The sequence below is a fragment of the Nostoc sp. genome, from assembly GCF_036919595.1.
GTDB lineage: Bacteria > Cyanobacteriota > Cyanobacteriia > Cyanobacteriales > Nostocaceae > Nostoc.
Window position 1 is genome coordinate 19608 of sequence record NZ_JBALCO010000067.1, and the last position, 20466, is coordinate 40073.

Below are 20466 nucleotides of genomic sequence, written 5' to 3' on the forward strand. Positions count from 1 at the left end.
ATCCAAAATCAAAAATTCAAAATCTAAAATTGAATGATTCCTTTAAGCTGCTAAACACCAGGGGTAGATCCGCCATCAACGATAATCTCTGTTCCTGTAATCGATGCCGCAAGATCAGACACCAAAAATAACGCCAGCGCAGCAATTTCTTCTGGCTGGGCGATTCTTTTTAAAGGAATACTTTGGATATTTTGTGCCTTTACCTGCTCGACGCTGATCCCTTGCGCTTGGGCGTTCTGCCTAGCTAAAGTCTCGGCACGCTCAGTAGCTGTAGCACCGGGCGATATGGCATTAATGCGAATGTTGTACTCGGCTAACTCTTTAGAAATGCCCTTTGTGAAGTTGAGCAGAGCCGCATTGCTTGTGCCACCAGCTAGGAAGTTAGGACGAGGTGTACGTCCTGCACCGCCGACTATATTCACAATCCGGCCATCACCACGACTTTTTTGATCAGGGACGACGGCTCTAACTAGGCGGATATAGCCCAATAATTTTAAGTTCCAAGCATCCAAAAATAAATCATCAGTTGATTCCAGGAAAGACCCAGCACGGGCTGACCCAGCATTATTAATCAAGATATCAATCTGACTAAACTGGGTCAATGTTGTTGAAACAACTTTCTCAACATCTTCTGCTTTAGTCAGATCGGCGTTGATAGGAATCACTTTCGCCCCTAGTGTGGGTAGAGACTGGATGTCAGCTACTGCATTTTCTAGTCTTTCTTGATTGCGGGCTGCGATCGCTACATTTACACCTTCACTATAGAGTGCTTTGGCGGTAGCTAAACCAATTCCGGCACTTCCTCCTGTAACGATCGCTGTTTTACCTGATAGTTTTAGCTCTAAACTCATACACAGTTACGCTCAAAAATGTAATTTACTTGCGAACCAATAATATTGCCGATTGAGAGCCTGTATTGTGGATATCCAAGATGACTTGGCTTTCCCCTGATATACAACCCAGAAGTATTTTGATTTCTGTATCCCGTTTTTCCAAGTCAACACTACAGATGACGGGGGTGACTTTTTTACCAGACAAACTACCTATCCAGACATCAGTATCGGCTCCATCTCCAGAGCGAGTATTTTCCAAGTATCCATAGTCCAGTGGATAAACAAAGGATGGGTAATGTGGATGTGATGTCCCTTTTGGGCGATCTATCTTGAGATTACTAGCGGCTACAAGCTGATCTAGTTTGAACCAGAAGTCAGCATAATTCGTAATACTCAATTGGAAATGTGCAATACAGCCTTGCCAGGAAAACGCCTGTCGAGTAGTTGTTGCGCTACATCAGCTATTTCTGTCCAAGAAGCTTCTAAATCAATGTGGGGACGCAACTGACCTGCTTCTACTAGACTCAAAAGCCGTTTTAGACCGACTGCGGCTGATTCAAATCTCAGTTCATCGAAAAGACGTAAACCATACAGGCTTACACTACCAGTCCCAAAGAATTGGGCAGCGTTGAATGTCACTTCATCTCCCCCAGACACTCCATACAACACAGTTTTTCCATCCTGTGCCAGTAAGCTAAGGGCTACCCCCAAAGTCTTACCACCCACTGACTCTATAATTAGATGATAGGGGCCATACTCGCTTGCGGGTGAGAGGTCTTCGCTAATCACCACCGATTGTGCCCCTGCTTCCTTGACCAAAGTCTCATAGCCAGCTTGCCGAATGTGTGCCACGACGTGCGCCCCTGACAGCTGCGCCAATTGGATAGCAAAGTAACCAACACCTCCTGATGCACCTGTAACCAGAACTGGGCGACCTAACAGCGAACCGCCTTTGAGTACAGCATGATACGCGGTTAAACCTGCTACAGGCAGTGTGGCAGCTTGAGCAAAAGATACCGATGGCGGTACTTCTGCTAAGGCGTTGGTGGGAACAGACACGAGTTCTGCCCAAGCACCGGCACGGCGAAAGCCAACTACACGCGCCCCTTGGGGAGGCCCTGAACCATCGGCAGCGGGGGTTTCCACTACACCTGCCAAGTCCCAACCAGGCTGCCAACCAGCCTCAGCAGAAGTTGAACGTTTCACCTCTCCCCGATTCAGGGAAATTGCTGCTACCCGCACTAAAGCTTCATCTGGAGCAGGCTTTGGTGCAGTCACTTCACTCAGTGCCAAACGTCCCGGCACATTGGGATCAACAATCACAGCACGTATTTTGCTCATAAAGTTACCCTGGCTTAGAGATTAATTTGTAGTTCGTTGGTTCGCAATGTACTGCCTGCAATAGATAAGCTCGATAGATTAACTATTTCTTCTTAACTGCAAATCCTGTAACTAAATTAACGAAATTTTATAAACTACGGCAAATCAATAGATTTATAGTATTTTATAGAATGTAAAAAGAAAAGTATCACAGATAGCTAAAAGAATCAAGCACCTTGGGAAAAGATTTGTTTCATGAATGCTTGTATCTATTGGTGTGTTGTAAGCTAGTCGCTGTCAACCTCCTACCTGACTACGAGAAGTCGCCCTTTAAGCGTCTATGGATTCTGGTGTACAGTATGAGAGAATTTAAAATTAATAAATTTTATCTGTTTTATGCGATGAAGCTCAAGCGTTATTTATAGATAAATATTTTAGCCCTCGCTGTATTATTGGCTATAATGATGCTAGGAAAAAGTCAGTAAAATCCTTTTTCAAATATCCTATTTTAAACATTTACAATTAGTGCTTTGGCAGGATGATTTTTTGAAGGCAATACTAATTTTAAGCAGTTTAAAAAATTCGCTAATTTTGTTTTGGGAACAGTAAATTATATTGATGTAAAAATGATTATATTTGATTGCAAGTTTTACCAGGTAAAAGCTGATGGAGTTGCCACAATTCCAAAATGCTAAAGTAGAAGTTGATGCTTTCTCAAAGGTTGAGATAAATTTGCCCAAAACTGCCAAATTTGACCAAGCTGATTTGGGAGATGGCAAACCTACTAAAATCAACAGAGTTGAACGGTAACTAAATATTTTTGGATTAAAGCTATGTCACTACCAGAAACTATTGCAAAAGAAAAGGATATCCGTCCCCCAGTGGCGATTGGTCATGTGAGATTATATGTGAGTAATGTACCGGAGGCTAGCGATTTTTTTATTAAGATAGGGCTGCGGCTAATCACCCAATCAGAACAATTAGCCGTTTTAGAATTACGGGGAGGAACGCACTTAGTTTTGAGAACAACTTCAGAGGCGATCGCTCCTGCAATGAATGCGCCTTTTGATCTGATGGTAGATGATGTTTCCGCCACCAGAGATACTTTTAGGAAGTGGGGACTGACTGTTTCTGAGATCAAACCAGGCAGAATCCACAGTTCATTTACGTTGACTGGGCCAGACGGCTATCTATTGACGTTGACTTCTTCACATACAGGTGATAGAGAAGTTTAACAAAAAAGAAGAAAGGTGTCAGCCGTCAGAATTGGGAATGAATTGGAGTCAGACTTAGATGTAAGCGTTTAATCAGTAGCGATGCCTACGGCGGGCTGCGCCAACGCGCCTTAGCGACGCAACCCAAGTACCTGCTCTAAGTCTGCTCCTGTAAAGATTGCATCAGTTACAAATGTACTCTCAATGACTCTGTTTAGAACCACTAAAACCGGATCATGCGGAACTGCTTTTTGATGGATTACAAAGTGCGAGTATAGATGACTTTATCGAAGATGTGCATTAGTACCTCCGTAAAAAATTATGAATTTCAAAGTTTTTTACATTTTTTAACACCAAGTTTGCACAACATGACCCTTCAACTGTTGTCCTAACCAAGGTGTATTTTGTGAAAGTGTATAAAGACTTTTCCGTTCGACTTTCCAGGTTTGTTGGGGATCAAATAAAGTAAGTTCCGCTGGTTGATCAGGTACGATCGCACTGACTTTCTGCCCCAAACACTCCGCTGGACTGCTACTCAATGCCCGCCATAATTCTAAAGCTGTAAATTCCTCAGTTTCAACGAGATACTGCCATAGCAAGGGTAATGCTAACTCGAAACCAATTGCCCCTGGAGGTGCTTCGGCAAAGGCTTGGACTTTTTCTTCGTAGCTGTAGGGTGTGTGGTCAATAGCGATCGCATCTATCACACCCGCACGCACCCCTGCACGCAACGCCACAACATCACTGGGGTTACCTAAAGGCGGGTCTAAATGCAAGCTGGTGTTATAACTCTTAACTGCTTTTGTATCAAGTAAAAGGTGCATCCAGGTAGTGCTGGCGGTAATGGGTAAACCAGCAGCCTTGGCTGAGGCGATTAATTCCACGCTGCGAGATGTAGAGACACGCATGATATGGACTGGTGTACCGATGGCTGCAACTAATTCAAGCATTGCTGCGATCGCAGTAGTTTCAGCGCTGGCGGGTATTGGTGGTAAACCGAAACGCAGAGCATCTGGCCCTTCTCTGATTACACCATTTGCTGCTAATTGGCGATCGCTAGGCCAAAATGCTACTCGTTTACCCAACGGCTGGACATACTCTAACACTCCCCGCACCAGCGCCAAATTTTCTAAGGGCTTACCATCGCTAAAACCAACAACTCCAGCAGACGCTAAATCTGCCAATTCCGTCATTTGCTTCCCAGCAATATTTAGGGTGATAGCACCCCAGATATGAAGCAGGGGGAGAGGAGAAGCAGGGGGAGCAGCGGGAGCCAAATTAATTTTCTCCTTCTCCTTAATCTTTCCATGTCTCTTTTGCTGCAACTGTGCCACAAGCGCAGGGTTATCAATAACTGGGGATGTATCGGGTAAAATGCTAACTCTGGTAAACCCGCCAGCCGCAGCAGCTTGTAAAAGAGACAACAGGGTTTCCCGTTCTTCAAACCCTGGTTCACCAGAGTGGCTGTACAAATCCACTAACCCAGGCCCAAGAACTAATCCCTGACAATCTCTAATTTGAGTATCAGAATTGATTTCAGAAATGTGCGAAGCCACTGCTTGGATATAACCATCAGCAATCAACACATCAAAGAGTTCGTCGATTTCAGAAACTGGGTCGATTACCCGTACTTGTTGCAGCAGTTCAGTCATAAAAGTTTTTAGTTATGAGTTATATAGCGGTTCTCGCTTATATGCAATACACTCTGACCTCACTTCCATACCTCTGCCCTTTTAGGCTACTGTGTACATACCCTCATCCACATTGGCTTTAATCTGGTAGGGTACGTTATGGACATTAGTCCTAACGCACCGAATATCTAGGATGATGCCCTACCCTCAGCAATAACATACCCGACAAAACTAGGATTTTAAGGCTTTCAATCTTACTCCCCTACGGTACAAGGGTTGGGGCTGTTCTTGTTAGGTCTGTATTGGACTTAACCCAGAAGCGCTATAAGTTATTTGTTCCTCAGTAATTGCTTCTAACTTTATTCCTCACTCCTGTACAGACGCGATTAATCGCGTCTCTTCACTCAGCACTTTTTTACAATGCCCCAGCTGCTGTTTTATCTAGTACCCCTCCACCCAAGTGAGTAGTGATGTTCATCGCTTGCAGTACTGGTAAACCATCTATTCCACAAGGGTAGTCGATAACACTGACTGCGCCATTACCCTGGCGAAAATTCCAGAAATTTTCCAGCGATAAACCCAGAATGTGACAAAGCAAGGTTTTGTTAGTAGCGTCATGAGCTACTACTAATACAGTTTTTAGTTGATTAGTTAATGCTGCTTGCACAATTGATTCCCAAGCTGCAACGCTGCGTTCCCACACCTGTTGCAAATTTTCCCCTTCAGGCATTTGCACTTGGGTCGGTACTAACCGCCAGCGTTGCAACTCTCCCGGAAACTCTTGCTCTATCTCTGCTTCTAATTTTCCTTCCCAGAGTCCGTGGCTGATTTCTCTTAAATCATCTTGCAATTCTAACTTTAGATTAGGATGGTGTTTTAAAATAATCTCTGCTGTTTCTTTAGGGCGCAGCATTGAGCTACTGCAAGCATTATCAATCGCTACCTTTTGGAGAAATTCGCCTGCTTTTTGCGACTGTTGTCTACCGTTGTCGTTGAGGGGGACATCAATTTGTCCTTGAAACCTGGTTTGGCGATTCCAGTCGGTTTCGCCGTGACGCACCAATAATAACCGTATTCCTTGATGATCCGGTCGCAATGAGGGTAGAGATTCTCCGGTGTGTTGCGTCTGATTTAAGGATTCTAGCTGGACTGGTTCCCCCAATCCTCCAGCAAAATTTAGTACGGTGATGCCACAGTTAGATTGCTGTATTGAATGGTAGCGACTTGCAGGGATGGATAGCGCTGTGCTAATCAGGGCACGATTAATGCCGTTATGCCCCACTATGAGAATAGTTTCGCCTTGATGGTGGGACGACAAAATTTCTTGCCAAAACTGCCGTGCTTGTTCGTATAAAGCAAGAACAGGAAAATGTTCTCTTGTTCCTTGTGCATCATTGAGCAGCATCCGCAGTTCGTCGGGGCGTTGATGCCAAGTGCGGTAGTCTTCGGCAAACTTTTGCTTGACTTCGGCACTCAGCAGTTCTTCCCATAAAGGCAAGTCGATTTCCAGCAGTAAATCAGAAACTTGGAGTACAGCAGACTGTTCACGATGAGTAGCTAATTCACTATGAATAATATCTGCTGTGTGTTTCGCTCGTTGCAGCGGACTGCTGTAAATCGCATTAAATAAAATATTACTGAGGGCTTTGCCAACAATACTTGCATCGTTACGACCTTTTTCGGTTAATGTTGACGCATCAGTGCGCCCCTGAATACGCCGCTCGGTGTTATAACCGCTTTGACCGTGGCGCACAATGATGACACGAGTCATCTCAAAGCCCTCCTCTATCTAGACGATTAATTCTACTGCAAAATGATTGAAGAATTATCGACTCAGGAAGGCGGATTTAGTAAGGTGCAACACTTTATACTTGTATAAAAGGTGGAATGAGCAATAAAAACCGCCCTTGTGTTAAAAATGCTTCCTAACAAAACTGTTTTTCTCTAAACATAAATATTCGCTCTAACTCTAGTACAGCGGGCGCGTAAATCCAGCTACCATCTCAATTAACAAGGGGATTTTGCCCCTTGTTAAAGGTAGGTAAACTTTCGCCACAATGTACTAGCTTTGTTCCATTCTGAAGGTGCGCCCTCCACATGGGCTGCTGACTAGAAGCTGAAGAAGGCGTCTACAGTCATAGGGTATCTCCACTAAAAATTACAGCGTCAACCTTAATACCTGATTATTTTCGGTCGATATCTAACTGTACTTCCAATCCATCATTGTCACTCCCAGACTGAGCAGGTGTTAAGAAAACAGAAGTGTCTGGCAGTGATAATGATTCGTTAAAGCGGATTTTAACTGGAGCTTTATTGCCTCTTCTATTATTGTTGGAGATGCTTGCTGGATTAGTTTGCTCAAAAAACCTTCCAAAGTCATCTTGGGCTGTTCTATTATCAATTCCAATTAGAGAATCACCAGTTAATCTGTATTGTTCTAGATTTGAGCTTGATGTTGGTGACTGAGCATACACCTGGCTTCCTAAGCTTGCAAAGGCTGCGGTAATTCCCAACAAAGCAATAATTTTGGTGTTCATTTGTTTTATCCAAATTATCTTTGATATTGCTTGTCTTTATTCTCTGGGTAAATTATTTTAATTAACTCTGTCGTTAGGTTCTACTACAATAATTATATTGCGTATATACTTAGCTCGTCAATGATTCCTACTCTGTGTTGCGTAAAATCAACAGAAAAAATATTAGCCAAGCTATAACCTTGGCATTTCTTTAGACAGTACGCTTATTTAGTTTAGTTTCCAAACGATCGCGGTTGAGTTCGTTGAGATATGCCAGGATTAAATCAGGGATATTTAAGAGTCGCAGTAGGATGATCGCCCTCAGCAAGAAAAGCGATCAAAGATAGTAAAGTCATCGAAAGATAAAAGTTAAAATTTGTTTAAGCGATCGCTACAGTAGATAAAGCGGTAAAATTGCGACACCGATAGCGTAGCGTTAACGACGCAGGAGCGTCATAGCCCGTCGTAGACATCGCTAACAGGATTTGAACAAACTTACCTAACCGACGTTTCCAGATAGCACGGGAAGTAGACTGACGTTGCAGGATTACTAGATTTTCTCGAATTGTCGCTGTAGTGGGATGATTAACCCCTAAAATGCGATCGCACATTGCCAAGGCTTGGGTGTAGAGGGGTTCGGCTTCGCTATACCGCCCAAAGCTATAACCAAGCCTGGGAAATTTTTCCCTATCTCAACTTTTATCATAGGTCAAATTACCTGAATGCGATCGCGCATTTGGAGTCAGAGTAATTAAATCGTCAATATTGCGTTTCATTGTGTCGCAAATCGTATCTAGAGGTAAGTCGTTAGGGTCATAACCGAAAGGGTTTTCTATCTCCAAGCCGATGGCTTCAATGCCAAATACTGTAAAACCAACCAAAGCAGCAATTAAACCTGTCCACCAACCCAAACTATCCACTATTTGAAAGGGTAGTAGGAAACAATATAGGAACAATAATTGCTTAAGATGAATGGCATAAGCTAATGGCATAGGTGTTTTTAAAATCCGTTCACAAGCACCTAAATTATCAATCAGATTATTCAATAATTCTTGCATAGATGTTAATTGATAGCTATTAAGACAATTGCGATGATACTGCTCCTGTAAATAATCTCCTATCCAAAATGCAACCTCTATCGGGGGATTATTCATAATCTTCAGTTTTATATACTTACTAGATGGCATTAAATCTTCTAGCTCGCTATTGACTGCTTCTCCACGTAAATGTAATTTGGTTGTTACAGCAAAAGCTACCAATAAATTTAATGCTGTAATTTTATTGCCTTTATCTTCTGGTGATATTTCATCAATTGATACCCAAATCTGCCGGGCCAGATTTCGGATGTTATTTACTAGAGATCCCCAGCATTTTCTCCCTTCCCAAAATCGCTCATAAGCAGTATTTGTGCGAAATACAAGTAACAAACCTAAAACAATACTAGGAATAACACTTCCTAAAATAGGTTGGGATACAGGCATCTCAAAATGGTCAAGTATAGAAATCAAAAATCCGAAAGCTCCGCACCATAAAATATGTTTGTAAATTGCTTTCATTACCGAACCTTTAAGTTGTAATTTGGTGCGTAGCCATGTGAATTTTTTGGCTGTCATGCAGTCACCCTAAAAAAATATTTAGTGAACCGATAGATTAAACATCGATACTTTAAAAATAATAACTATAGAAATAGCACAATTGGCAAAGAGGATACTGGAATAAGTAGTGTTGGGAAGATCACAGCATATGCTGGCAACAATGACTGTATCCTAACTTCTGTGACAATCCACTGAGGTCGGAAGGGGGAGCAGGGGAGGCAGTGCGTTGCGCGGGTTAAGAGCGTTGTAGCAACTGCCGTGAGGCAGGGGAAGGATTATTATACAAAAGTCAAAAGCGATATCTACGGTGGTCACTGACCTGTACTGAGCATCTCGGCTTGCTTCTCTTCGAGAGGCTGCGCCAACGACTGCGCTCTGCACAAATCGCTCGATGGAGCCGCAGCCGAAGTAGCTTTGGCGTACCCATACAGGGATCTTGCTAGCAAGAGCGTCTCCAAGAGTTGTGCTGGCTACGCCTATGCAGCAATTGTAAATAAATGTAAAGATTTTTCGGTGGCTGCATAAATTCCGTGCCTCACCCCGATAAATCAGTAGAACAAAAGGTACATGGCTATCGATGATGGTTATACAAGATTAGTCTCTATCATGTATGCCAGTAAATTAAAAAGTTTTAACCTGTATAAATCCTGCCCTGTAAATTGAATGTTTAGACATAACTTATTTAGTTATGTCTTTTTTTGTAGTTAGTCTCAAAACGTTGAATTTCAATCAAATAACCACTGGGATCACGGAAAAAACAGTGGTAAATGTTGTACTTTTCATTTAGTGTAGGTGGCTTTTCAAATTTGACGCCACGTTCTTTGAGATATTCAAACCACTCATCTACCTGCTGTGTTACCAAGGTAAAAATGACACTTGATTGCTTTTAGGCTGAATGATCTGATGTTTTGGTTGCTTGACACAATCCCAAATATCCAGAGCCACTAACAGTATAAATTCGACAGATTCCTTGATCAAGCCACAATTCAAAGCCCAGCTTTTGTTGGTAGAATTCTGTGGATGCATCGAGATCATGGGTATAAAAGAAAGTAACCTGCTGTTCAATTGGCGGATGATCAGACATAAAATACATTTGAGTATATACCCCAACGACATCTGGCGATCGCATAGGTAAAAATTAATTGATGTTAGAAACCTGTTACTGCTCCAGAATGCCTTAAGGGCGTCTGGAGTTTCTTTTTGGAAAAAGCAATCGAAATTATCCAAATCATCCGGATATGCCAGAACACGGCTGAATAGGGATACATACTGAATTATTTATATTTAACACACGGCATCATTGTTGATGTACCCCTCCTAGCAAACAACTCTCGCAAAGCAGCCTCAGATAAACTGGGGCTGTTTTACGTTACTTCCAACGGAAAAGGTGTGTGAACCAGAAGCACAGCAGTTGATCCTTAGACATCCTTACCTTTATTTGGGTGTATACCCTGATGACGTAGGATGCTATCACGGTGAAAATTTGATATAGGTAAATGCGTATCTTTCCTGGCTCCAGATTTGTCACAAATATTTCTGGAGTTTTTTCATTATTGGAGTTTAAAAATTACTCATCTTGACTCTGTTTTCAGGCATACGATTGACATTTTTTAGATTTACACAGTTAACTTCTTGATATTTTATCAACTGACTCATGAGAGTAAGTATTTATATACAAGGTAAAATAGTTAAGCGATCGCACTCCTATCTTGACTAAAGCAAAGTGCGATGTCTAACGACAAGGCGCTGCGCGTCTATGCACCGAATATAAATGTTTATTTTATTGTATATGTCACAAAAATATCCTTTTTCATCTCTACTTCTGCGGCTGCATCTGGATTATAAGTCGGTGATAATAAAAAACCTGCAAAAGACGGTAAAGTCACTCCAGTTTTGGAATTACATGAGGGATAAAATAATGTGTAAAATGGCTCTGCTACAGAAGGAGTCCCAAGTTTAACACCCATAGCACTTGCTAAAGCCTGAGCACGACTTTTAGCGTCTTTCATAGCTGATTGGTAAACTGAACTCTGCAAAGCTTGACAGTCATTGACTGTGTACTCAACGCCCACACTCTTGACAGAAAGATTTTCAATTTCGCTCGTGGACTTGTTCGCTGTAGCAACAATTTCCTGGACGCGATCGCGTGTTGGTTTTTCCAGTCTCACCAATATGTTGGCGTTATTTTCACTGGAATTAGTGTTAAGTTGCACTTGAATTTTATCAGCACTAATCCCTTTGGCAACTAGGCTATTAACTACAGGCTGGAGAGTTGCTTTAGTTAATGATTTTTTGCTTGGTAAGGATTCTGCTGCTGTTTTGTAATTTAAGAGTAAAATTGGTGAGGATATGCGACGGACTGACCCTAGAGATGACGGTTGCGTTTCTAACTGATTATTACTACCTCCGCTACTGAATACCAATTCAATATTCGCTGTATCTGCTGGCACTCTTACCATCCCTTGACCGATTATCATTAATGAATGGCGATCGCTTGCTGGTGGGTAAAATAATTGGGCATTAGTGACTTTGGGCGTTAACGCTCCGACGCCGACAGTCACGGAAATACTTAGCATTAGAGCAGTTATTTTTCTCATGTCCTGGGAATGTCCTTTGAATGTAATAAAAAAACTTGAATTAGGAACAACTTTTTAATGAAGTTAAGCTTTTTGGTAATTTACATCACTTTTTCAGGTGTGCTACAAAATTTACTGTTTCATCGAAAAAACTTATTTGTTGCACGTTCGTTTAAGAAGTCATAAAAATAACAACTTACTAAAGTGCAAAATCAGTCTAGCGACAGATGAAAGAATCAGGTAAAAACGTCTAAAAAGTTCACATTATCTAAAGGTAGATGATGCAATTGATGATTAATTTCATCAGCCGCAGCTAACCCAGAAAGCATCGCATCTTCCACAAGATTGCCGCCACACCAATCACCACAACAAATTAAAGGTAGGGGAGTTCCGGTAGACAAAAATGCTTCGTGCCAAGGACGGCTAGGAAAGGCATAACGCCAACGATGTACTTGCATCCATTCGGGAGTATTCAGCCAAGGAAGTGCCAGAGATTCAGCTGCTCGTTGCAACATATACTGTCCGGCAGGTTGTAAATCCTGTGATTCTAGATGACGTTGAGCAAAATCAGCGCTACTTTGCACCACAAAATGTGGCTGTTGAGGGTTAGGACGCTTGCTACTGTCCAAACCAATCCATGCTAAATCGGCATCATCCACAAAAGTTAGAGCTTTCCACTCAGGGAGGGCTTGGGATGTGGGAGAATATCCAGCGATCGCACTAATCGAAGGATAAAATTCTACAGAACGCAGATTGTCAAGAAAGACTGCATCCAATACGCTTTCACCCAAAGGTGACAACAGCATCACAGCTTGGGGTGCAGGAATGGCGACAACTAAAGCTTTTGCAGATAATTCTTCGTTGCTAGATTCGAGAGTCAGACGCCAGCTATTTTCAGGAGTTGGGGTAATAGCAATGACACGCTGATCCAGTAAAATTTCTAAACCTGGGGCGAGAGATTTAGCGATCGCACTCATTCCCTCAGGTGCAACATAACGCGGACTGCGGTTTTTGGGTTCAGATAAAAAAGCATCTGCTGTGAGTTCGTAAACTTCCTCTGTCCAAACTTCAAGGATATGGCGCGATCGCAATATTTCCACAAAACGTCCCAACAATTCACCCTTTGGCTTCAGGTAACAAGCCCCATGATCCGCCCAAGTTCCATGCAAGCGACGTGTAGCCAGTCTTCCTCCCAAGCCACGGGACTTTTCTACCACTAGCACCGAATATCCAGCTTGAGTTAACTGCTGGGCGCAGACTAAACCAGCTATTCCGGCACCAATCACTGCAATATCAGTCATGAGTCAATAGTCCTTGGTCATTGGTCATTGGTTATTAGTCATTAGTTATTGGTTATTATCAAAGGACAAAATTACTATTAATGACTGCTGAAAGCTAATAGTAGAATAAGGTACAGAAAGCTGCACGGAAGGGAGGAAGGGAAATTGGATGAAATGAGGGCGGCGCTAGAGTTAGCGACCGAAGAAGAATTGCAAGACTTAACGGCAATTCTATTTAGTCGTAAGTTCAATCCCCTAGATTATGTACACACACCCGAACCCATCGAAGTACAAAGCCAAGACCGTAAAGCTTGGTTAGACGCACTAGAGGGTCGCTTTCGTTTTTTAGCGGCAGATGGGATGACAGTATTACGGGGACGCACAGGGCAGGTAACTTACCGACAAGCGCTAGTTCAAGTATGTAAGTATTTAAAAATTTCCTATTCTAATCAGCTGGCAACTATTGATTTAGAAGCAGAAGTATTTTTGCATCTGCTAGGACAGGTGTGGAAAAAATTACCTGAACAGGAAAAGCAAAAATTGACTGTACGGGTGCAACATCAGCTGTTCAAATCAGAACTAAAACAACCGCTACCACTTTTCTTGCAACGTGACCCCTTGGGGTTACTTTTCAAAGGCGGTAGTGCATTAGCGGTTACTTCCATGCTCCAGCCACTTGTACTTAAGCAAATTGCCCGACAATTTGCCGTCCACTTTGCTACCTATGAAGTAGCCAAACAAGCGGTGATTACAGGTTCAGAAGCAGCTACAACCCAATTCCAAAGCTATGTAGCTATGCAAATGGCTCGACGGGGTATGACTGTGAGTGCAGTTCGTTATGGGGCAACCCGCAGTATGTTTGCTGTGATTGGGCCAATGATGTGGGCTTGGTTTTTTGCGGATTTAGGGTGGAGAGCGATCGCCACTAACTATGGTCGGATCATCCCTACCATCTTTGCCTTAGCTCAAATTCGCCTCACTCGTGAGGAATATTGGGAGCCAGCTTGAACAAAGCTTTTTACTATTTCAAATCTCGTTGGCAATCTTGCTGGAACTACTCTCTATGGGCACTGTTAATCTTCCCATTGAGTCCTTTATTGGGGGCTGTTACTATAGTTGTTGTATCATTAATAACTTTACTGAAACAATACCAGAAAATTAGTCGCCGCCCCCTCAACCGGGGATTTGCCCTTTTGAGTGTGTTGCTGGTCATAAGTGCTGGGTTTGCCGATGACAAGACCGCAGCTTTCCTCGGCTTATTTAATTTATTACCATTCTTTTTAGTTTTCGCTGCCCATAGCACTCTGATTCAAACATTTGCCCAATTGCGGCAAATGGCTTGGATTTTGGTGATCGGTTCCATGCCAGTGGTAATTATCGGTTTGGGACAGTTATTTTTAGGCTGGAGTTTGAAGTTCGAGATTTTGTGGATTGTCTTAGCTTGGACGATCAGACCAGGAGGAAATCCACCAGGTCGCATAGCTTCACTCTTCTTGCACGCTAACACCTTCGCTGCTTATCTAGCGATAGTTTTCATCTTGGGCTTAGGGTTGTGGCTCGAACAATGGCGATTGGGGATTAGGTATCGAAGATTGGGTGTTGGGAAGAATTCAGTCTCCAGTTCCCAGTCCCCAGTCCCCTTTCTCTTTTTAACCGTGGCGATGATTACAAATTTCATTGCTTTGGTTTTTACCAGTTCGCGCAATGGGTGGACGATCGCTATTTTCGCCTGTTTAGCTTATGCACTCTACCAAGGTTGGCGCATTCTTGTAGGTACCGTTGCTGCGATCGTCTCTAGTGTGGTTTTAGCAGCTTTTGCTCCCTCACCAATCGCTCAATTTTTTCGTCAGTACGTTCCTGCTTTCTTTTGGGCAAGGTTAAATGACGATATGTATCCAGATAGACCAGTCGCTTTAATGCGAAAAACTCAGTGGGAGTTTGCCTGGTCTTTAGCTCAGGAACATCCTTGGACTGGCTGGGGGTTACGCAGTTTTAGTAGACTCTACAAAGCCGAGATGCAGATTCCCTTGGGTCATCCCCATAACTTTTTTTTGATGTTATCTGCTGAAACTGGTTTTCCCAGTACTTTTTTATTTTGTAGCTTACTCGCTTGGATTTTGATTACAGGCGTTCAATTATTGCGAAAGTTAAAATATATAAATACAGAAGACAGACTGATATTTTTCAGTTATCTTCTGGCTTTTGTTGCGTGGATTTTATTTAATACAGTAGATGTCACCCTCTTCGATATTCGTTTGAATGCGCTTTCATGGTTAATTTTGGCTGCCATTTGTGGAGTAATACATCGTTATAACAAAGAAGATAGGTTTGCATCTCATTCAAATTAGTCAGTTAGGAAATAGTGCTCAGTAACTTAAAATTGCCATTAATTTCCGTGTATGCACTGGGGACGTTTAGAGTTTTAAATTAATAAGATTACTATATTCACGTCTGTGACTGTGAGAGTGACTAATTAGGTATTAGTCGCTGTTGCTGATTGTTGGGAAGGTGTAGGGACAATCCTTTGCGGTTTTCCTGCATGACGGGCATCTCTTGTAGATGCCCTTTTGTATATTTACTATATTGATTATTTAAAAAATATTTAATTTAACGCAATATCTGAAAAACTTTTATCTTTAATCAAGGAAAATAAAACATGATTACTGAAATTAAACTAGGTCTTTGTAACCCGTCATAACCTATTTATTTACATGTACCGGGGAATTAAATGGGGAATCTTATTTGTGGTATAACTACGATATCAATATCAATAATGATCAAACTATTCCTGTCCACAAAACAGGGCTAACTGGGTATATATTTGAACTGAAATTAAAACCGGGATTCGCTCTGAATGGAACAAAGATGCTGATTGGCTGGCAATCATTGATAGTGTTCAAACTAAGTTGCAGACATCTAAAAATTCCCATATTGTCTCTGGTGAAACAATACTGTTCTGAAGATTGCCAAGGTTGGAGAAGTGAGGCAGAGGGAGAACAACAAATGACCAACAACCACTCAAACAAATAAGTAAGTGGGCAAGAATAAATCAAACAATATTACGCAATCTAAAATTAATGAAATTGGGTCATGGTAAGCGGCTCCAGACCTATTATAAGGGCTAAAGCCGCTTACTATAAACCTTTAATTATTCACGCCTACTTACTTAACTTTCTCTAACTGAACCGGATTGCAATAACCTTTTTGGTGTAAGCTCTCGGTAAAATGGGTGTGTCGGTAACAAAAAAAAGACGCCTCCAATAACCAACCTTATGCTCACAACAGCTAACTTTCTTCAGTACACCCAATGGTCAGGCATAGCTACCTTAATATTTGCTGCCTTAACAGTTTTGGCTTTTATTCTCAAATGGGGCATCCGCTTTCGGCTGGTGGGTACGACTGGCTTTATGCTGGTGCTGACAGTTGGTTTATTTGCACTCTCAATAGTCCCCTTGAGTCGGACTGTGATTCCCGGAGCAGTCCGGTACACTTTAGTTTATGACAATGGGTCAACACAAGCGGTGATTGCCACGTCACCCCAAATTACACCCACACAATTAGAAGCAACTTTACGTCAAGCAGCTAGTAATCTCTTCTCTTATGGTCGCTCAGGTACACGCGAAGACGACAAGTTAACAGTTCGCGCCCGTACCATTATCCACCCAGAACAAGGGGCTTCTGTACCAGTTTACTTGGGTGAGGTGAAGCGATCGCTCGTTTCGCATCAAAATTCCCCAGTCACAGTCGAAATTTACACAGACAAATTCGCCCAATTGCCAAAACCTACTGCCTAAGAGGAGCAGGGGGCAGGGGGAAATTGTACAATTTTTTCTTCAGCCCTGATCCTTCTAGAGGACAAGATAATTTACCCTTTATCAGAATAACAAAATTTATTTTGTATTTACTGATACATTAATAGTTATTTTTAGATTAAGATATTCACACTTTAGTGCTTCCACTGTAAGAAAAGGTCAATCAACGTGTAAGTAATGGGTACTGAGAGTTGTGATTTGTCAGTTATTATCCTCATTACCATTGTTGGGATTTTCACAGTCTTTGCGGCAAATGAATCGGCTGTGGGGGCGTACGGATAGATGTATGCCTCTTTGCACCTATCCATAGCTGGAATGACCATCAACACATTATTCAGTTTTGAATAACTTTTCCTGAGAATCTGAGAGTGGTAATGTTAATTAATTATACGGTTGTTCAAAACTTTGATAGTTCGGAATTTTAGGCTAATGGAGATCACAGATTCAAGCAACGTCGTTAAATTGCTTAACCAATTGACGATAGACTTTGTATTTTTCATTACATCGGTTAAAACGGAGTTTAGTCAGATGCTTTGTTTATAGCCATCCTGAAACTAGTATGGCAACAAGTATTTCTGACTGCAAGTCTATTAGATTAAGAAATATCAAGGTTTTGGCAAACTAGATTATATGTCTAATCAACTTTCTACTCAAGGTTCTTTGTCTACTCAAACCTCTAGTTCATTATTTACGCTCACAGTTGCCCCAGCAAAAGTAATCCGTGGTTCTGGGGTGTTGCAAGCAGCAGCAGCAGAGATCACCTGTTTGGGAAATCGTCCCTTAATTGTGGCAGGTGAATCTACTCTCGCCATTAGCCGAAAGAATTTGCAACCAGTTTTAGAAACGCAACAGTTACATACTGTTCAAGCTTCTTATGGTGCAGATTGCTGCGAAGCTAGCCTGAAATCTTTACAGAAAACGGCAAAAGAACATAAAGCTGATGTAATTATCGGTGTTGGTGGCGGCAAAGCCCTAGATACAGCTAAATTAGTCGCGCAGCAGTTACAGTTGCCAGTGGTGACAATTCCGACATCAGCGGCTACCTGTGCAGCTTGGAGTGCCTTGTCGAATGTTTATTCAAAAGACGGGGCATTTCTCTACGATGTGGGGCTGTCTCGTTGTCCCGATTTACTGATACTTGATTATGACTTGATTAACACTGCACCACAACGGACTTTAGTAGCTGGAATTGGTGATGCGATCGCTAAGTGGTATGAAGCCTCAGTTAGCAGTGGGCATTTGCAAGATACTTTAATTATTGCTGCGGTGCAACAAGCACGAGTTTTGCGAGATATCCTCTTGCAAAAGTCAGCCGCCGCCACCAAAGAACCAGGTAGTGAGGTTTGGCGAGAAGTTGTAGACGCCACTGTTTTACTCGCCGGGGTAGTTGGAGGACTTGGAGGGGCGCAGTGTCGCACAGTTGCTGCCCATGCCGTGCATAATGGTTTAACTCATATTTCAGGACATGGCAGTATTCATGGCGAAAAAGTTGCTTTTGGGATTTTGGTGCAACTGCGTTTAGAAGAAATGCTACAAGGCAATCAACTAGCTGCATCAGCACGACAACAGTTGTTAAAGTTCTATGCAGAAATTGGACTACCCCAAAAATTAAGTGATTTGGGATTGGGCAATATTACATTAGGCGAGTTGCAAACAGCCGCTGAAATTGCTCTGGTTCCTAATTCTGACATCCATCGACTACCGTTTAAAGTCGCGTTAGAACAGTTGATGGCAGCAATGGTTTCCACCACTGCACCCATAGATAGTAAAGACATGAATCGAGTTTCGCCCAAGGCAATCAGTGACGAGGTTGAAGAATGAGTTTAAATTGGATTGTCCCAGCAGAACGCATACAAAAACTGCCACCTTATGTATTTGCCCGTTTAGATGAACTGAAAGCTAAAGCACGCGAACAAGGGTTGGATTTAATTGATTTGGGTATGGGAAACCCCGATGGTGCAACGCCAGCACCAGTTGTAGAAGCAGCGATCGCCGCTTTAAAAGATCCCGCCAATCACGGTTATCCTCCTTTTGAGGGGACTGCTAGTTTCCGCCGGGCGATCACCAACTGGTATCATCGCCGTTATGGTGTGGTTCTCGATCCCGATAGTGAAGCTTTACCACTACTCGGTTCTAAAGAAGGATTAACCCATCTAGCGATCGCCTATGTTAACCCTGGCGATTTAGTTTTAGTTCCTTCCCCAGCTTATCCCGCCCATTTTCGGGGCCCAGCGATCGCAGGCGGGAAAATCCACAGTTTGATTCTTAAACCAGAGAATGACTGGTTAATCGATTTAGCTGCAATTCCTGACGAGGTTGCAAAACAAGCTAAAATTCTCTATTTCAATTATCCCAGCAATCCCACCGCCGCCACTGCCCCCCGCGAATTTTTTGAAGAAATCGTCGCCTTCGCCCGCAAATATGAAATTTTGCTGGTACATGATTTGTGTTATGCCGAGTTAGCTTTTGATGGTTATCAACCTACTAGCTTGCTAGAAATTCCTGGTGCGAAAGATATTGGTGTGGAATTTCACACCTTATCCAAAACCTACAGTATGGCAGGTTGGCGCGTCGGGTTTGTGGTGGGTAACCGCCATGTAATTCAAGGTTTACGGACGCTGAAAACTAACTTGGATTACGGCATTTTTGCAGCATTACAAACAGCAGCCGAAACCGCCTTGCAACTGCCAGATGTGTATTTGCACGAGGTACAACAACGCTACCGCACCCGCCGCGATTTCCTCATTCAAGGATTAGGAGAGTTGGGTTGGGATATCCCCAAAACTAAAGCGACAATGTATCTTTGGATGAAGTGTCCCGTTGGCGTTGGTTCCACAGATTTTGCCCTGAACGTATTGCAGCAAACTGGTGTTGTTCTTACCCCAGGTAATGCCTTTGGGGTTGCAGGTGAAGGGTATGTACGAATAAGTTTAATTGCCGACTGCGATCGCTTGGGTGAAGCTTTACATCGCTTTAAGCAAGCTGGCATCCGCTATCAACCTGAAGCCGTAGTATCTGCTTCATAATAGAGATAGCGTCCCCTTATCGATATATTTGCGTCGGTCACAAATGGCAAAGGGATTTACGCGAATATTAGGAGAAGGTAAAGTTGTTGTTGCTAGTTCAGGTTTGGCAGCAAATGAGGTAGATTCCGTCACTGTTGAAGTGATGGCAGAAATTGGTATTGAAATTAGCAATCAGACTTCTAATATCAAGTTCGGATAATTAGTTATAATTCCCACAGTCATTGCACTCCACCAAAGCGTAGCTTTGGTGGAGTGGGGTTCTTGGGGTTTTTTATTTGACCCAAAAACGAAGTCAGAATTTATACTGACTTCTCACAGTATCTGGAAAACCTCACTTCTATTTCTCTTTCCTTTTAGGAGAGAGACTTTGAACTTTCCCCCTTCCCGCGTCGGGAAGAGGGCAGGGGGTTATGTTTTTCGTGGGCTTTTTCAGATGGCGTGAAAAGTCAGAGTATAAATCAAGTTGAGAATTATCCGGATTGATGGACAAAAGCAGTGTAATTACTAAACATAAAATGTGATAGAAGTTACAACATTCTTTGATTTAGTATAAATAATTTTATGTTGTCTGATTGTAACTGCCCAGGTAGGAATGTCAGGAATATTCCCATGAGGGAAGAAAGATGGTAGTGTTCAAGCATGAATCCAGAAGAAAAAGATCAA

Annotated in this window: 21 protein-coding genes and 1 pseudogene; 9 read left to right on the forward strand and 13 right to left on the reverse strand. The window is 42.5% G+C overall.

The window, feature by feature from the left end; all coding sequences use genetic code 11:
* Positions 1-50 precede the first annotated feature (50 nt).
* The 3 genes from V7K21_RS09185 to V7K21_RS09195 are packed head-to-tail and all read right to left on the reverse strand — an operon-like array spanning position 51 to position 2174.
* The gene (locus tag V7K21_RS09185) at positions 51-851 is read right to left on the reverse strand and encodes an SDR family oxidoreductase (protein ID WP_335173530.1); all 801 of its coding nucleotides are present in this window, start codon (positions 849-851) and stop codon (positions 51-53) included.
* A 25-nt stretch (positions 852-876) separates the two neighbouring features.
* Positions 877-1230 (reverse strand): hypothetical protein, encoded by a 354-nt coding sequence (locus V7K21_RS09190; protein ID WP_335173532.1) that lies wholly within the window; start codon positions 1228-1230, stop codon positions 877-879.
* A complete protein-coding gene (locus V7K21_RS09195; protein WP_335173534.1) occupies positions 1227-2174 on the reverse strand; it encodes a zinc-binding dehydrogenase in 948 nt (315 codons plus the stop codon). Before V7K21_RS09195 ends, V7K21_RS09190 begins: the two co-directional genes overlap by 4 nt.
* A gap of 575 nt (positions 2175-2749) precedes the next feature.
* Here V7K21_RS09195 and V7K21_RS30645 point away from each other — a divergent pair.
* The 3 genes from V7K21_RS30645 to V7K21_RS09205 are packed head-to-tail and all read left to right on the forward strand — an operon-like array spanning position 2750 to position 3388.
* Positions 2750-2848 (forward strand): hypothetical protein, encoded by a 99-nt coding sequence (locus V7K21_RS30645; RefSeq protein WP_442948863.1) that lies wholly within the window; start codon positions 2750-2752, stop codon positions 2846-2848.
* The gene (locus V7K21_RS09200) at positions 2820-2963 is read left to right on the forward strand and encodes a hypothetical protein (RefSeq protein WP_335173536.1); all 144 of its coding nucleotides are present in this window, start codon (positions 2820-2822) and stop codon (positions 2961-2963) included. The genes V7K21_RS30645 and V7K21_RS09200 overlap by 29 nt, the downstream gene beginning before the upstream one ends.
* Before the next feature lie 23 nt (positions 2964-2986).
* Positions 2987-3388, forward strand: coding sequence for a VOC family protein (locus tag V7K21_RS09205; RefSeq protein ID WP_335173538.1), 402 nt, complete (start codon positions 2987-2989; stop codon positions 3386-3388).
* A gap of 326 nt (positions 3389-3714) precedes the next feature.
* On the opposite strand, the gene V7K21_RS09210 is transcribed toward V7K21_RS09205, so the two are convergent.
* The 10 genes from V7K21_RS09210 to V7K21_RS09255 all read right to left on the reverse strand — a co-directional run bounded on the left by V7K21_RS09210 (position 3715) and on the right by V7K21_RS09255 (position 12986).
* Positions 3715-5019 carry a dihydroorotase gene (locus V7K21_RS09210; protein WP_335173540.1) on the reverse strand — a complete coding sequence of 435 codons (1305 nt, stop codon included), beginning with the start codon at positions 5017-5019 and terminating at the stop codon, positions 3715-3717.
* Between the two features lie 394 nt (positions 5020-5413).
* Positions 5414-6769 (reverse strand): histidine phosphatase family protein, encoded by a 1356-nt coding sequence (locus V7K21_RS09215; protein ID WP_335173542.1) that lies wholly within the window; start codon positions 6767-6769, stop codon positions 5414-5416.
* 412 nt (positions 6770-7181) lie between these two features.
* Entirely contained in the window at positions 7182-7535 is a 354-nt protein-coding gene (locus V7K21_RS09220; RefSeq protein WP_335173544.1) for a hypothetical protein, read from the reverse strand.
* Positions 7536-7894: 359 nt separating this feature from the next.
* Positions 7895-8125 (reverse strand): hypothetical protein, encoded by a 231-nt coding sequence (locus tag V7K21_RS09225; protein WP_335173546.1) that lies wholly within the window; start codon positions 8123-8125, stop codon positions 7895-7897.
* 81 nt (positions 8126-8206) lie between these two features.
* Positions 8207-9127: a bestrophin family protein gene (locus tag V7K21_RS09230; RefSeq protein ID WP_335173547.1), complete on the reverse strand. Its 921-nt coding sequence runs from the start codon at positions 9125-9127 to the stop codon at positions 8207-8209.
* Between the two features lie 293 nt (positions 9128-9420).
* The gene (locus V7K21_RS09235; protein ID WP_335173549.1) at positions 9421-9555 is read right to left on the reverse strand and encodes a hypothetical protein; all 135 of its coding nucleotides are present in this window, start codon (positions 9553-9555) and stop codon (positions 9421-9423) included.
* Positions 9556-9791: 236 nt separating this feature from the next.
* Positions 9792-9971 (reverse strand): VOC family protein, encoded by a 180-nt coding sequence (locus V7K21_RS09240; protein ID WP_335173551.1) that lies wholly within the window; start codon positions 9969-9971, stop codon positions 9792-9794.
* Between the two features lie 24 nt (positions 9972-9995).
* A complete protein-coding gene (locus V7K21_RS09245; protein WP_335173553.1) occupies positions 9996-10238 on the reverse strand; it encodes a VOC family protein in 243 nt (80 codons plus the stop codon).
* A gap of 646 nt (positions 10239-10884) precedes the next feature.
* Positions 10885-11685, reverse strand: coding sequence for an SIMPL domain-containing protein (locus tag V7K21_RS09250; protein WP_335173555.1), 801 nt, complete (start codon positions 11683-11685; stop codon positions 10885-10887).
* 236 nt (positions 11686-11921) lie between these two features.
* Positions 11922-12986: an NAD(P)/FAD-dependent oxidoreductase gene (locus V7K21_RS09255; RefSeq protein WP_335173557.1), complete on the reverse strand. Its 1065-nt coding sequence runs from the start codon at positions 12984-12986 to the stop codon at positions 11922-11924.
* A gap of 144 nt (positions 12987-13130) precedes the next feature.
* On the opposite strand from V7K21_RS09255, the gene V7K21_RS09260 reads away from it, so the two are divergent.
* The 6 genes and pseudogenes from V7K21_RS09260 to V7K21_RS09285 all read left to right on the forward strand — a co-directional run.
* A complete protein-coding gene (locus V7K21_RS09260) occupies positions 13131-13973 on the forward strand; it encodes a YaaW family protein (RefSeq protein WP_334794838.1) in 843 nt (280 codons plus the stop codon).
* Entirely contained in the window at positions 13955-15313 is a 1359-nt protein-coding gene (locus V7K21_RS09265) for an O-antigen ligase family protein (RefSeq protein ID WP_335173565.1), read from the forward strand. The genes V7K21_RS09260 and V7K21_RS09265 overlap by 19 nt, the downstream gene beginning before the upstream one ends.
* A 924-nt stretch (positions 15314-16237) precedes the next feature.
* Positions 16238-16759: a Ycf51 family protein gene (locus V7K21_RS09270; RefSeq protein ID WP_335173559.1), complete on the forward strand. Its 522-nt coding sequence runs from the start codon at positions 16238-16240 to the stop codon at positions 16757-16759.
* A gap of 648 nt (positions 16760-17407) precedes the next feature.
* Positions 17408-18598 (forward strand): iron-containing alcohol dehydrogenase family protein, encoded by a 1191-nt coding sequence (locus V7K21_RS09275; protein ID WP_335173561.1) that lies wholly within the window; start codon positions 17408-17410, stop codon positions 18596-18598.
* Positions 18595-19803, forward strand: a complete 1209-nt coding sequence (locus V7K21_RS09280; protein ID WP_335173563.1) for an aspartate aminotransferase — start codon at positions 18595-18597, stop codon at positions 19801-19803. The genes V7K21_RS09275 and V7K21_RS09280 overlap by 4 nt, the downstream gene beginning before the upstream one ends.
* Positions 19804-19846: 43 nt before the next feature.
* Positions 19847-19984: pseudogene (locus tag V7K21_RS09285) on the forward strand (ArsC family transcriptional regulator); the annotation flags it as partial.
* Positions 19985-20466 lie beyond the last annotated feature (482 nt).

What these genes read in the sequence shown, in the direction of transcription:
- V7K21_RS09185 (WP_335173530.1), bottom strand. Translation starts at nt 851, where the DNA reads ATGAGTTTAGAGCTAAAACTATCAGGTAAAACAGCGATCGTTACAGGA.
- V7K21_RS09195 (WP_335173534.1), bottom strand. Translation starts at nt 2,174, where the DNA reads ATGAGCAAAATACGTGCTGTGATTGTTGATCCCAATGTGCCGGGACGT.
- V7K21_RS09200 (WP_335173536.1), top strand. Translation starts at nt 2,820, where the DNA reads ATGGAGTTGCCACAATTCCAAAATGCTAAAGTAGAAGTTGATGCTTTC.
- V7K21_RS09205 (WP_335173538.1), top strand. Translation starts at nt 2,987, where the DNA reads ATGTCACTACCAGAAACTATTGCAAAAGAAAAGGATATCCGTCCCCCA.
- V7K21_RS09210 (WP_335173540.1), bottom strand. Translation starts at nt 5,019, where the DNA reads ATGACTGAACTGCTGCAACAAGTACGGGTAATCGACCCAGTTTCTGAA.
- V7K21_RS09215 (WP_335173542.1), bottom strand. Translation starts at nt 6,769, where the DNA reads ATGACTCGTGTCATCATTGTGCGCCACGGTCAAAGCGGTTATAACACC.
- V7K21_RS09220 (WP_335173544.1), bottom strand. Translation starts at nt 7,535, where the DNA reads ATGAACACCAAAATTATTGCTTTGTTGGGAATTACCGCAGCCTTTGCA.
- V7K21_RS09225 (WP_335173546.1), bottom strand. Translation starts at nt 8,125, where the DNA reads ATGTGCGATCGCATTTTAGGGGTTAATCATCCCACTACAGCGACAATT.
- V7K21_RS09230 (WP_335173547.1), bottom strand. Translation starts at nt 9,127, where the DNA reads ATGACAGCCAAAAAATTCACATGGCTACGCACCAAATTACAACTTAAA.
- V7K21_RS09245 (WP_335173553.1), bottom strand. Translation starts at nt 10,238, where the DNA reads ATGCGATCGCCAGATGTCGTTGGGGTATATACTCAAATGTATTTTATG.
- V7K21_RS09250 (WP_335173555.1), bottom strand. Translation starts at nt 11,685, where the DNA reads ATGCTAAGTATTTCCGTGACTGTCGGCGTCGGAGCGTTAACGCCCAAA.
- V7K21_RS09255 (WP_335173557.1), bottom strand. Translation starts at nt 12,986, where the DNA reads ATGACTGATATTGCAGTGATTGGTGCCGGAATAGCTGGTTTAGTCTGC.
- V7K21_RS09270 (WP_335173559.1), top strand. Translation starts at nt 16,238, where the DNA reads ATGCTCACAACAGCTAACTTTCTTCAGTACACCCAATGGTCAGGCATA.
- V7K21_RS09275 (WP_335173561.1), top strand. Translation starts at nt 17,408, where the DNA reads ATGTCTAATCAACTTTCTACTCAAGGTTCTTTGTCTACTCAAACCTCT.
- V7K21_RS09280 (WP_335173563.1), top strand. Translation starts at nt 18,595, where the DNA reads ATGAGTTTAAATTGGATTGTCCCAGCAGAACGCATACAAAAACTGCCA.